Below are 12912 nucleotides of genomic sequence, written 5' to 3'. Positions count from 1 at the left end.
GGATTATTCGGCGCTGAAGTCGAACCGGGCCAGCAGCGCCTTACGCTGCCGGTCGCCCAGTCCGCGCAGGCGGCGGGTAGGAGCGATCTCAAGCTCGCTCATGATCTCGGCCGCCTTGACCTTGCCAACCTTCGGCAGGGCCTCGAGCAGTGCCGAAACCTTCATCTTGCCGAGGACTTCGTCCTTCTCGGCGTCCGCAAGGACCGTCTTCAGATCGGTGCCACCACGCTTCAAGCGCTCCTTGAGCTCCGCCCGAGCGCGGCGAGCGGCAGCCGCCTTCTCCAAAGCAGCGGCGCGCTGCTCGTCAGTCAGCTGGGGAAGGGCCACGGTTCCTCCGTCTCATCGTTCATTGCTTGATCTACCTCCGGTAACCCGGTGGTCTCAGCGACCGTACCCACGACGCTTGCCGATTGCGAACCCACCCCCCAGGTCAGCGGGTGATTCGGGCCGCGACCGGGCCGGATGCGCAGTACCGCGGCCGGTGCCGGACCGGCCTCGGCGGTCCGCCCGGCACGGTCACGAATAGCCTTGCAGCCAGGGCTTTTTCGCGGACTTGACAGGGCCCGGAAGAGGTCGGACGGGCCCCGCGCGAAACCGTGACCGACCTGTAATCACGCGACCTGGATTTTTCTTGGAATTCTCGGCGTGTCGTTCGATTCAGCACCGCGTGTCGCGTCTCACCCGAGGCATCCCGAGCAGTGCCGAAACACGCAATTCCGACACCTCCCTTTGCAGGTCGGGCCGGTGCGGGGCGGCTCCGCCACCGTCGGAACGGCCCGTTTTCCGCCCCTCACGCGGCCACTGACGGGTTAAACCTCCCGGCGTGACGAACTACGCCCCGCCGCGGCGCGGCGGGCGTGAGAGACGCGATACGGACAAGCGTTCGATCGGGTCGCCGGATGGTTCGCCAAGGGCGAACAAGATCGAGTCAGTCGTCGTACTGGCACAGCTCCACGAGCGTGCCCTCCGGGGCCCGCACGTGCGCCACGCGCATGCCCCACGCGGGCTGCTCGGCGGGCTCGGCGGCGATCCGGGCGTCGCGCTCGCGCAGGATCTCGACGGCCCGGTCGACATCGGCGACGCGCAAAACCACGACGACCGTGTCGATCTCGCCGCGCGGGCGGTGCGCGGCGCCGATCGCGGCGTCCATGTAGGCGCGGGTGAACAGCGCGAGATCCTGGCCGCCGAGGGTGAAGCAGGCGTAGGGGCCGGCGTCGGATTCGGGGATGTCGCCGGGCACCTCCTGCTTCAGGGGCAGGCCCAGGACGTCGCGATAGAAGCGATAGCTGGACGCGAAATCGTCCACCAGGACGCGGGTTTGGCCGTAGGAGACGAGGCCGAGGCCGGCGTCGGACATGAGAAATCCCACCTTTCTACCGAGCGGTCGGGTTTCAGCCTAGTGCTCGGGGAAGGCGGCGAAACAAGCGCTCCGAGACGGATTCAGTTGCTCTCCATGGCGATTCGCAGACCCAGGCCGACCATGAAGGTGCCCATGGCGGCGTCGAGGGCGCGGCGCACCCGGCGGCGGGTGAACACGTGCCGCAACGCGCCCACGCCGAAGGCCAGGATCACGAACCAGAACAGATTGGCGATCGTGCACACCACGGCCAGTTCGAGGGTGCCCAGCGCCGAGGGATCGGCGGGCAGGAACTGCGGCACCAATGCGATGAAGAACACGGCGCATTTGGGATTCAGCAGGTTGGTGAGCAGGCCCTGCCGGAAGGCGACCAGCGCGCCGCGACGGTTCGCGGCCGCCTCGGGATCGGGCCGGTAGTCACCGCGCCGGGCGGCCAGTAGCGCGCGAATGCCGATGTAGGCCAGGTAGATCGCGCCGACCAGCTTCACCACCGTGTACGCCTGGGCCGATGCGGCCAGCAGACCGGCGACGCCGACCGCGGTGACCAACGCCCACACGAACACGCCGACCGCGATGCCGCCCGCGCTGGCGACTCCGGCGCGTCGGCCGGAGACCACCGAATTCCGCAGCACGATCAGGAAATCCGGTCCGGGCGACATGGAGCCGAGCATGATCACCCCGGCCAGCGTGAGAACTTCGGTGAGCGACAGCACCGGGCCAGCCTACGCGGCGACCCGAGGCCGGTTCCGGCCCCGATTCAGGCGGCGGGCCAGAAGTCCTTCAGGCCGGGGGCCGCCTCCGCGCCCTGGCGCAGGCCCGCCTCGTAGGCCGGCTCCAGGGCGGCGGCATTGAACAGGTCGGGACCGTAGGCGGCGATGGCCTCGGCGTCCGGGACGATGAAACGCGTTGCCGCGCCGCCCAGCTCGCGATCCGACGGACTGTGCGGGAACAGGTGCGCGAGCGGTTCGATGATCAGGATGCGTTCCGCGCCCGCGGCCAGGTCGGCATTGATGGGTGAGCGCATGCCGCCGTCGATGTAATCGGTGCCGTCGATCGGAATCGGCGGGAAGACACCGGGAACCGAGGTACTCGAGGCCAGCGCCTCGGGCAGGGTGGCCTTGCCGTCGGGCGTCCACACCTGCAGGTCACCGGTCGTGACGCTGATGGCGGTGATCCGCAGATCGCGCTGCGGCCAGCCGACATTGCCGACGAATCCGCCGATGCGGGTGATGTGGTCGGCCGGGTCGCCGACGTTCATCTCCAGCGCGCGTACGCCGACGCGGCGGCGGGCCTCCTTGGGATCCAGCCCGGGCGTGGCCAGCAGGCCCAGGATCTCGCCGAAGCCGTTCGGGTCGAACTCGATCGGTTCCAGGTCGGAGTCCGGTCCGGGCCGTCGCAGCAGCAGGGTGAGGTCGACCTCGGCGGCCAGGGCCGCCCCGACGACCGCACCTGCGGAGGTGCCGACGATGCGTTCGGCCAGGGCGGAGTCGATTCCGCTCCCGCGCAATCCGATGACGACGCCCGCCATCCAGCTCAGGCCGACCGCGCCACCCCCTCCGAGCACGAGGGCGTGATGAATTCGGTTGGGCGGCACCGCGGCAGACATGCCGCCACTGTAACCACAAAACGAGCGAAGCGGAGAAGTATCCTCCGATACCCGCGGATATCGGGCTCAGGCGGTCGGCCAGACCTCGCGCAGGCGCGTGGCGACCTCGGCGGCCTGCCGCCACCCGGCGTCGTAGGCGGGCCGCAGCGCGGCGCGGTCGAAGACGTCGGAACCGATGGCCGCCTTCGCCTCGTCGTCGGGCACCACGAATATCACTGTGGCATCACCCAATTCACTGTCCGACGGCGCGTGAGGGAACATGCCCGCCATCGGTTCGACCACGACGATCAGCTCAGCGCCCGCCGCGAGCCCGGCATTGATCGGCGAAATCATGCCGCCGTCGATGAAGTACCTGCCGTCCACCGGGATGGGCGGGAAGATGCCCGGGACCGAGGTGCTGGCGGCGACCGCCTCGCCGAGGGTGGCCTTGCCGTCTGGGAACCAGGTCTGCAGTCCGCCGGTCGTGACATCGGTGGCGGTGACGACGAGATCCCGGTCGGGCCAGCCGGTCGAGCCGAGCAGCCGCGACATGCGGGCGACATGGTCGGCTGGATCGCCGACGTTCCGCTCCAGCGCGAGCTCACCTATGCGGCGACGACTCTCGGTCACGCTCAGCCCGAGCGCCATCACCGTGGCGATGATCTGCTGCAGGCCCGAGCCGTCGACCGGCGGCGCGTCCGGATCGACCGCGGGCATTGCCACGACCAGGGCCACCAGGTCTACCTCGTTCGCCAGGTTGGCGGCGACGACCGCACCGGCGGAGGTGCCGACGAAACGATCGGCCCGCGACAGGTCGATCCCCAGTTCCTGGAGGCCGACCGCGAGACCGGTCATCCAGAGGATGCCAACGGCTCCGCCACCACCGAGCACGAGCGCGTTGCGAAATCCGTTGGGCGACACAGAGGTAGACATGCCGCCACAGTAGCCGCAAATCGCGGCGGACCGGGGGAAGCGTCCTGCGATGCCTCGGGGCACCGGACTCGATCCGGGGCCCCGAGGCATCGAACGTGGTGAATCACTCCTGGAGGAAGGCGAATTCCGCGGCCAGCTCGGCCACCTTCTCCTTCAGCGCGGAGACCGTCGGGCCCGCCTTCAGTACCTCGCGCGAGACGTTCGGCAGGGCGGCGCCGAGATCGCTCGCGGGGACCAGCTTGCGGATCGACTCCGCTCCCCCGCCCTGCGCGCCGACGCCGGGCATGAGGATCGGGCCGTTGAGCCGGCTCAGGTCCGGGGCCACGTCCAGGGTCGCGCCGACCACCACACCGACGGAACCGAATTCGGCTCCGGCGTTCGCGGCGGCCGCGTCGTCGACCATGCGCTGGGCGATGCTGCGACCGTCTGGACCGGTGATGGTCTGCAGTTCCACCGCCTCCGGGTTGGAGGTGGCGGCCAGCACGAACACGCCGCGGTCATTGGCCTGCGCGAGCTCCAGAGCCGGTGCGAGCGAACCGAATCCGAGGTACGGGGAGACGGTGACCGCGTCCGTGCCGAGGGGGCCGTCACCGAGCCAGGCGTGGGCGTAGGCGTCCATGGTGGAGCCGATATCGCCGCGCTTGGCATCGGCGAGCACCAGGGTGCCCGCCGCCCGCAGTGCGGCGATCGTCTCCTCCAGCACCAGGATTCCGGCCGAACCGTAGGTCTCGAAGAACGCCACCTGCGGTTTGACCAGCGCCACCCGGCCCGCGAAGGCACGCACGCAGGCGTCGGCGAACTTCGCCACGCCCGCGGCGTCCTCGCTCAGGCCCCAGGCCCGCAGCAGCGGCGGATGCGGGTCGATGCCGACGCACAGCGGGCCGTGCTCGCGCATCGACTCCCGCAGCCGCACACCGAAGGTCGTCATCCGCGCAGCACCGCGTGGAGTTCCTGCAGGGACCGCACGCCGATGCCGCCGCGAATGGTGGCCTCGATGCCCTGCACGGCCGCGGCCGCACCCTGCACGGTGGTGATGCACGGGATGTTCGCGCCCACCGCGGCGGTGCGGATCTCGTAGCCGTCCACGCGCGGGCCGTTGTTGCCGTACGGGGTGTTGAACACGATGTCGACGTCGCCGTCCTTGATCATGTCCACGATGCTGGGCTGATCCGGCGCGTCGTCGGAGTGCTTGCGCACCCGATCGCACGGAATGCCGTTGCGGCGCAGCATTTCCGCGGTGCCCTCGGTGGCGAGGATGCGGAAGCCCAGGTCGTGCAGGCGCTTGACCGGGAACACCATGGCCCGCTTGTCGCGGTTGGCGATCGACACGAACGCGGTGCCCTCGGTCGGCAGCGAACCGTAGGCGGCCGACTGCGACTTGGCGAACGCGGTGCCGAAGTCGGCGTCGATGCCCATGACCTCGCCGGTCGACTTCATCTCCGGGGAGAGCAGCGAATCCACGCCGGTGCCGTCCGGGCGACGGAAGCGGTGGAACGGAAGCACGGCCTCCTTGACCGCGACCGGGGCGTCGATCGGCGCGTAGCCGCCGTCGCCCTCGGCCGGGAGCAGGCCCTCCTTGCGGAGTTCGGCGATGGTGGCGCCCAACGCGATGCGCGCCGCGGCCTTCGCGAGGGGCACCGCGGTGGCCTTGGAGACGAACGGCACGGTCCGGCTGGCGCGCGGGTTGGCCTCCAGGACATACAGCACGTCGTCCTTGAGCGCGTACTGCACGTTCAGCAGGCCCTGGACGCCGATGCCCTTGGCGAGAGCCGCCGTCGAGCGGCGTACGGCCTCGATATCGCTGCGGCCCAGGGTGATCGGGGGCAGGGCGCACGCCGAGTCACCGGAGTGGATACCGGCCTCCTCGATGTGCTCCATGACGCCGCCCAGGTAGACCTCCTCGCCGTCGCACAGGGCGTCGACGTCGATCTCGATGGCGTCCTCCAGGAACCGGTCGACCAGCACCGGGTGGTCCGGGGTGATCTCGGTGGCGCGGGAGATGTAGTCCTCGAGGGACTTCTCGTCGTAGACGATCTCCATGCCGCGGCCGCCCAGTACGTAGGACGGGCGCACCAGCACCGGGTAACCGATCTCGTTGGCGATCTTCTTGGCCTGCGGGAAGGTGGTGGCGGTGCCGTACTTGGGAGCCGGAAGACCGGCTGCCACAAGGACATCGCCGAACTCGCCACGGTCCTCGGCCAGGTCGATGGCCGCCGCCGAGGTGCCGACCACGGGCACGCCCGCGTCGGTGAGGCGCTGGGCCAGGCTCAGCGGGGTCTGGCCGCCGAGCTGGCAGATGACGCCCGCGACGGTGCCGGACTCGGTCTCGGCGTGGTACACCTCGAGCACGTCCTCGAAGGTGAGCGGCTCGAAGTAGAGACGGTCGGCGGTGTCGTAGTCGGTCGACACGGTCTCCGGGTTGCAGTTGACCATGATGGTCTCGAACCCGGCGGCCGACAGCGTCTGTGCGGCGTGCACACACGAGTAGTCGAACTCGATGCCCTGACCGATACGGTTCGGACCCGAGCCGAGAATGATGACCTTCTCGCGCTCCTTCTGCGGCGCCACTTCGGATTCCGCGGCGGGATCCAGCTCGTAGGCCGAGTAGTGGTACGGGGTCTTGGCCTCGAACTCGGCCGCGCAGGTGTCGACGGTCTTGAACACCGGCCGGATGCCGAGGCGGTGGCGCAGCTCGCGCACGCCGCCCTCACCGGCGAGTTCCGGTCGCAGCGAAGCGATCTGGCGATCGGAGAGGCCGTAGTGCTTGGCCGTGCGCAGCAGCGGCTCGTCCAGCACGGGGGCGTCGAGGATCTCCTGGCGCAGCTCCACCAGGCCCGCGACCTCGGCCACGAACCACGGGTCGATGCCGGAGGCGGCGGCCACGTCCTCGATGCTCGCGCCCAGGCGCAGCGCGCGCTCCACCTGGTAGATGCGACCCTCGGTCGGAACCTTCAGGTCGTCGAGGATGGCCTGCACGTCGGTCCACTCGCCGTCGGTCTGGGTCCAGAAACCCGCGGCCTTGGTCTCGAGCGAGCGCAGCACCTTGCCCAGGGCCTCGGAGAAGTTGCGGCCCATGGACATCGCCTCGCCGACCGACTTCATGGTGGTGGTCAGCGTCGGGTCGGCGCCCGGGAACTTCTCGAAGGCGAAGCGCGGGGCCTTCACCACGACATAGTCGAGGGTCGGCTCGAAGCAGGCCGGGGTCTCGCCGGTGATGTCGTTGAGGATCTCGTCGAGGGTGTAGCCGATGGCCAGCTTGGCGGCGATCTTGGCGATCGGGAAACCCGTTGCCTTGGACGCCAGGGCGGACGAGCGCGAGACGCGCGGGTTCATCTCGATGACGATCAGGCGGCCGTCGCGCGGGTCCACCGCGAACTGGATATTGCAGCCGCCGGTATCGACACCGACCTCGCGCAGGATGGCGATGCCGAGATCGCGCATCTTCTGGTATTCGCGGTCGGTGAGGGTCATGGCCGGGGCGACGGTGACCGAGTCACCGGTGTGCACGCCCATCGGGTCCACGTTCTCGATCGAGCAGACGATGACGACATTGTCCTTGCCGTCACGCATGAGCTCGAGCTCGAATTCCTTCCAGCCCAGGATCGATTCCTCGATGAGCACGTTCGCGGTGGGCGAAGCGGCCAGGCCGCCGCCGGCGATGCGATCGAGGTCGTCGTGGTTGTAGGCCATGCCCGAGCCCAGGCCACCCATGGTGAACGATGGGCGCACGACCACCGGGAAGCCCAGTTCCGCAACGGTTTCGCGGACCTCGGCCATGGTGTAGCAGACCTTGGAGCGCGCCGACTCGCCGCCGACCTTGGCGACGATGTCCTTGAACTTCTGGCGGTCCTCACCACGCTGAATGGCCTCGAAGTCCGCGCCGATCAGCTCGACGTTGTACTTGTCGAGGATGCCGTTCTCGTGCAGGGCGACAGCGCAATTGAGCGCGGTCTGGCCGCCCAGGGTCGCGAGGATCGCGTCCGGGCGTTCCTTGGCGATGACCTTCTCGACGAATTCCCAGGTGATCGGCTCGACATAGGTCGAGTCGGCGAACTCCGGGTCGGTCATGATGGTCGCCGGGTTGGAGTTCACCAGCGACACGCGCAGGCCCTCGGACTTGAGGACGCGACACGCCTGGGTTCCCGAGTAGTCGAACTCGCAAGCCTGGCCGATGACGATCGGGCCCGAGCCGATCACCAGGATGTGGTTGAGATCGGTGCGGCGTGGCATCAGGCTCCTTCCATCAGCATGGCGAAACGGTCGAACAGGTAGGCGGCGTCGTGGGGTCCGGCCGCGGCCTCGGGGTGGTACTGCACGGAGAAGGCGCGGCCGCTCACCAGCTGCACGCCCTCGACGACACCGTCGTTGGCGCAGACGTGGCTGACCTCGGCCTTGCCGAACGGAGTGTCGAACACCTCGCCGCGCTCACCCTCCAGGGCGAAGCCGTGGTTCTGCGCGGTGATCGAGATGCGGCCCGAATGATGTTCGACGACCGGCACATTGATGCCGCGGTGGCCGAACTTCATCTTGTAGGTCTTGCGCCCGAAGGCGCGGCCCAGGATCTGGTTGCCGAAGCAGATGCCGAACAGCGGGATGTCCTCGCCCAGCACCTGCTGGGTGAGCGCCACCATGGCGTCCTGGGTGGCCGGGTCGCCCGGGCCGTTGGACAGGAACACACCGTTCGGGTTCAGTTCCTTGATCTGGTCGAAGGTGACGTGGGACGGCACCACGTGCACCCGCATGCCGCGCTGGGCGAACATGCGCGGGGTGTTCGACTTGATGCCCAGGTCCACCGCGACCACCGTGAAGCGGTGCTCGCCGACCGGGTCGACGGTGTACATCTCGTCGGTGGAGACCTCACCGGCCAGGTCCGCACCCAGCATGGACGGCTGGCCGTTGACCTTGTCGAGCATGTCCTCGTACTCGGTGAGCGACTCGCCGGAGAAGATGCCCGCCTTCATGGAACCGCGGGTGCGCAGGTGCCGCACCAGGGCCCGGGTGTCGATGCCGGCGATGCCGACGACGTTCTGGTTCTCCAGCTCGTCCTGCAGGGTGCGGGTGGCGCGCCAGTTGGAGGCGCGGCGCGCGGGATCCCGCACGGCGTAGCCGGCGACCCAGATCTTCGAGGACTCGTCGTCCTCGTCGTTCCAGCCGGTATTGCCGATCTGCGGCGCGGTGGCCACCACGATCTGGCGGTCGTAGCTGGGGTCGGTGAGGGTCTCCTGGTAGCCCGTCATGGCGGTACAGAACACCGCCTCACCCAAGGTCTGCCCCACGGCGCCGAAGGTCGTCCCGCGGAACACGCGGCCGTCCTCGAGCACCATCGCCGCGACGCCTCCCCCTAACCCGCCCCGATTTCCGCTGCTCATGCCTCGTCTCCCGTCTTCGTAGCTGCTGCGGTCCATGCCGGGTACACCGCTTTGTCGTCACCGCGGAAACCGGTATCCACCTCGGTCCCGGTCGGCAATGTCCAGCGAATCACCAGCACACCGTCTTCCGTCATTACCTTGCCCGCGTGCCCACGCTCGGCGCGCACCGCGGTAATGGATTCCTGGGGAATCCAGATCGTCGCCGCGCCGTCCCGCTCCAGCAGGATGCCGCGCTCGAATCGGGTCAGTTCCGCCGTGGCGCGGAAACCCAGGTCGCCCACCGTGATTCGCTGAATCCAGCTGGGGGCGAGGGTGCTGCCCAGGTAGAGCCCCGTGGTCGGCTCCAGCAGCTGCGCGCCGCAGTCGGCGGGCACCGGCGGCAGATCGCCGATCACGGATGCCTGCCGCTCGGCCCTCTTGGTCCAGGCCCGGTACATCAGCCACAGGCACAGCGCGAACAGCACCAGCATCACCAGTACTTGCAGCGTTCGCTCCATTACGGTCCTCCGTGTCCTTCTCGGAATGGGCGGGGGGCCTGCGTGGTCACGCAAGCTTCCGCCTCCGGCCCCTGACCGCTCATTCCTGGGTTCCCCACCCGCCGCTAACCGGCGACGATCCTGCCGTCCCGGGCGGTGAGCCGGCCGCGCAGGAAGGTGGCGGTCACCTTCGCGGGCAGGGTCATCGCCTGGAAGGGCGTGTTGCGGGCGATCGAGGCGAGTTCGTCCGCCTCCACCGTCCATTCGGCGGCCGGATCGATCAGCACCAGGTTGGCGGGTTCGCCGACCGCGAGCGGCCGGCCCTGATCGTCCAGGCCCACGATCCGCGCCGGGTTCTCGCTCATCACCTGCGCGATACCGCGCCAGTCGAGCAGTCCGGGCTTGACCATGGTCTCCACGATGATCGACAGCGCCGTCTCCAGGCCCAGCATGCCGGGACGGGCGGCCGCGAACTCGCAGCACTTGTCCTGGTCGGCGTGCGGGGCGTGGTCGGTGGCGACGCAGTCGATGACGCCCTCGGCGAGGGCCTGGCGCAGCGCGGCCACATCGGAGGCCTCACGCAGCGGCGGGTTCACCCGGTTCACCGCGTCGTAGGTCTCCAGGCGCGAGTCGTCGAGCAGCAGGTGATGCGGGGTGACCTCGGCGGTGATCGAAATGCCCTGGGCCTTGGCCCATTTCAGCAGTTCGACGGTACCGGCGGTGGAGGCGTGGCAGATGTGCACGCGGGCGCCGGCGTCGCGGGCCAGCAGCGCGTCGCGGGCCACGATGGACTCCTCGGCGGCGCGCGGCCAGCCGGCCAGGCCGAGGCGCGACGCGGTCGGACCCTCGTGCGCGACCGCGCCCTTGGTCAGACGCGGCTCCTCGGCGTGCTGGGCGATGAGCACGCCCAAAGAGTTCGCGTACTCCAGCGCACGGCGCATGATCAGCGGGTCGTAGACGCAGTGGCCGTCGTCGGAGAACATGCGGACCCCACCGACTCCGGCGGCCATGGTGCCCATTTCGGCGAGCTGCTTGCCCTCGAGCCCGACGGTGACCGCGCCCACCGGATGCACGTCGACCAGGCCGACCTCCTGGCCGCGCTTCCACACATGATCGGTGATGACCGCGGTGTCGGCGACCGGGCTGGTGTTGGCCATGGCGAACACTGCCGTGTAGCCGCCCAGAGCGGCTGCGGCGGAACCGGATTCGATGGTCTCGGTGTCCTCGCGGCCCGGCTCGCGCAGGTGGGTGTGCAGGTCGATGAAGCCGGGCAGCAGGAACTGGCCCTTGCCCTCGACGATCTCGGCGTCCGGGGCGCTCAGGCCCGCGCCGATCTCGCGGATCTCACCGTCGGCGAGCAGCACGTCGACCGCGTCGCCTTCGCCGTACAGACGGACATTCTTGATCAGGACGCTCATGCTGTCTCCTTTCCGCGCCATCGGGGGTCCTCCGTGGTTACGCAGGCAAGCGCTGGGAGGTGGAGCGCCGCCGGACCCGACCCGATCACGCGACCACCTCGTCGGTTCCGACCAGCAGGCGGAACAGCACCGCCATGCGCATATGGACTCCGTTGTTGACCTGTTGCAGCACAGCCGCTTTCGGGGAATCGGCCACGGAGAAGCCGATCTCCATGCCGCGCAGCATGGGTCCGGGGTGCAGCACCACCGCGTGCTCGTCGAGCATCTTCATGCGGCGCTCGTTGAGGCCGTACCGGATCGAGTACTCGCGTGCCGACGGGAAGAAGCCGCCGTTCATGCGCTCGGCCTGCACGCGCAGCATCATGACCGCGTCCGCGCCCGGCAGCTCGGCGTCGAGGGAATCCGAGACCCGCACCGGCCAGGATTCCACGCCCACCGGCAGCAGCGTGCGCGGCGCGACCAGCACGACCTCCGCACCGAGCGTGTCGAGCAGGAACGCATTCGAGCGCGCCACCCGGCTGTGCAGGATGTCGCCGACCAGCACGACCCGCTTGCCCGCCAGGTCGCCGAGGCGCTGACGCAGGGTCAGCGCGTCGAGCAGCGCCTGGGTCGGGTGCTCGTGCATGCCGTCACCGGCATTGATGATCGCGGGGCCCGGACCGGCGTAACCGCTTGCGGCCTCGTCCATCTCGCCGAACCAGCGCGCGATCTGATGGGCCGCGCCCGACGCCGGGTGCCGCACGATGAGCGCGTCCGCGCCCGCCGCGTGCAGGGTCAGCGCGGTGTCGCGCAGCGACTCACCTTTGGAGACCGAGGAACTCGACGCGCTGACATTGATGACGTCGGCGCTCATCCACTTGCCCGCGACCTCGAAGGACACGCGGGTGCGGGTGGAGTTCTCGAAGAACACGGTCATGACCGTGCGCCCGCGCAGCGTCGGCAGCTTCTTGACCTCCCGGCCCAGCAGCGCCTGCTCGAACCGCTCGGCCTCGTCGAGCAGGCCGGTGGCGGCGTCCCGGTCCAGGTCGGTGACCGACAGCAGGTGCTTCACTGGTTGTCACCTTCCTGACGCAGGTACACGCCGTCGCGTTCGTCGTGCTCGCGCAGCAGCACCGAGATGTCCTCGGTGCGGGCGGTGGGAACGTTCTTGCCGACATAGTCGGCCCGGATGGGGAGTTCGCGATGGCCGCGATCGATGAGCACCGCCAGCTGCACCGCGCGTGGGCGGCCCAGATCGCGCAGGCCGTCCAGCGCGGAGCGCACGGTGCGGCCGGAGAACAGCACATCGTCGACCAGCACCACCAGCGCGTCCTCGATACCGCCCTCGGGCACCGAGGTGCGCTCGAGCGGACGGTGCGGCTTGGAGCGCAGATCGTCGCGGTAGAGGGTGATGTCCAGGGAGCCGATCGCGGGGCGGACGCCGGAAAATTCCTCGATCCGGCCGGCCAGGCGATGGGCGAGAGTGGTTCCGCGGGTGGGGATTCCGATCAGCACCACGCGAGCAACCTGAGGGTCGCCGGAATCCAGAGCCGTCTTCTCGATGATCTGGTGCGCCATGCGCGCGATGGTCCGGCCCACATCCGAATCCGAGAGCAGCTCGCGTCCGGCCTGGACCCGGTTCGGGTCGTGCCGCTGCGAGAACTCGGCAGCGCTCGACTTGGCCGCCCGGTCTTCGGGCACAGCCATGCCGACCTCCTTCCCCGCCTCACGGGACGGTCCGTTAAAGGATGTCTTTCGAGCGGTCACCCTACCAGCGCGCTTACACCCCGTTGAC

Annotated in this window: 12 protein-coding genes; all 12 read right to left on the bottom strand. The window is 69.2% G+C overall.

Translation table 11 applies throughout. The features are described from left to right. Positions 1-3: 3 nt before the first annotated feature. The 12 genes from mihF to pyrR all read right to left on the bottom strand — a co-directional run bounded on the left by mihF (position 4) and on the right by pyrR (position 12824). The gene (mihF, locus tag ABZ909_RS23825; protein ID WP_033086940.1) at positions 4-327 is read right to left on the bottom strand and encodes an integration host factor, actinobacterial type; all 324 of its coding nucleotides are present in this window, start codon (positions 325-327) and stop codon (positions 4-6) included. Between the two features lie 601 nt (positions 328-928). Continuing rightward, positions 929-1357, bottom strand: coding sequence for a VOC family protein (locus ABZ909_RS23820; protein ID WP_357003176.1), 429 nt, complete (start codon positions 1355-1357; stop codon positions 929-931). 83 nt (positions 1358-1440) lie between these two features. Next, positions 1441-2070 (bottom strand): LysE family translocator, encoded by a 630-nt coding sequence (locus tag ABZ909_RS23815; RefSeq protein ID WP_357003174.1) that lies wholly within the window; start codon positions 2068-2070, stop codon positions 1441-1443. 44 nt (positions 2071-2114) lie between these two features. Then, positions 2115-2963 carry a patatin-like phospholipase family protein gene (locus ABZ909_RS23810; protein ID WP_357003172.1) on the bottom strand — a complete coding sequence of 283 codons (849 nt, stop codon included), beginning with the start codon at positions 2961-2963 and terminating at the stop codon, positions 2115-2117. A gap of 66 nt (positions 2964-3029) precedes the next feature. Continuing rightward, positions 3030-3875 carry a patatin-like phospholipase family protein gene (locus tag ABZ909_RS23805; RefSeq protein ID WP_357003170.1) on the bottom strand — a complete coding sequence of 282 codons (846 nt, stop codon included), beginning with the start codon at positions 3873-3875 and terminating at the stop codon, positions 3030-3032. Positions 3876-3978: 103 nt separating this feature from the next. Further along, positions 3979-4803: an orotidine-5'-phosphate decarboxylase gene (gene pyrF / locus ABZ909_RS23800; RefSeq protein ID WP_357003168.1), complete on the bottom strand. Its 825-nt coding sequence runs from the start codon at positions 4801-4803 to the stop codon at positions 3979-3981. Then, positions 4800-8105 (bottom strand): carbamoyl-phosphate synthase large subunit, encoded by a 3306-nt coding sequence (gene carB / locus ABZ909_RS23795; protein WP_357003166.1) that lies wholly within the window; start codon positions 8103-8105, stop codon positions 4800-4802. Before carB ends, pyrF begins: the two co-directional genes overlap by 4 nt. Beyond that, positions 8105-9244 (bottom strand): glutamine-hydrolyzing carbamoyl-phosphate synthase small subunit, encoded by a 1140-nt coding sequence (gene carA / locus ABZ909_RS23790; protein ID WP_357003164.1) that lies wholly within the window; start codon positions 9242-9244, stop codon positions 8105-8107. Before carA ends, carB begins: the two co-directional genes overlap by 1 nt. Further along, positions 9241-9741 (bottom strand): transporter, encoded by a 501-nt coding sequence (locus ABZ909_RS23785; RefSeq protein WP_357003162.1) that lies wholly within the window; start codon positions 9739-9741, stop codon positions 9241-9243. The genes carA and ABZ909_RS23785 overlap by 4 nt, the downstream gene beginning before the upstream one ends. Positions 9742-9845: 104 nt before the next feature. Further along, complete coding sequence (locus ABZ909_RS23780) at positions 9846-11138, bottom strand: dihydroorotase (RefSeq protein WP_357003160.1); 1293 nt, start codon at positions 11136-11138, stop codon at positions 9846-9848. Between the two features lie 85 nt (positions 11139-11223). Next, entirely contained in the window at positions 11224-12189 is a 966-nt protein-coding gene (locus tag ABZ909_RS23775) for an aspartate carbamoyltransferase catalytic subunit (RefSeq protein ID WP_357003158.1), read from the bottom strand. Then, the gene (gene pyrR / locus ABZ909_RS23770) at positions 12186-12824 is read right to left on the bottom strand and encodes a bifunctional pyr operon transcriptional regulator/uracil phosphoribosyltransferase PyrR (RefSeq protein WP_357003156.1); all 639 of its coding nucleotides are present in this window, start codon (positions 12822-12824) and stop codon (positions 12186-12188) included. The genes ABZ909_RS23775 and pyrR overlap by 4 nt, the downstream gene beginning before the upstream one ends. Positions 12825-12912: the final 88 nt, after the last annotated feature.

Origin of the sequence: Nocardia sp. NPDC046763, assembly GCF_040645495.1 — a bacterium.
GTDB lineage: Bacteria > Actinomycetota > Actinomycetes > Mycobacteriales > Mycobacteriaceae > Nocardia.
This window is presented reverse-complemented; position numbering and strand designations above follow the sequence as displayed.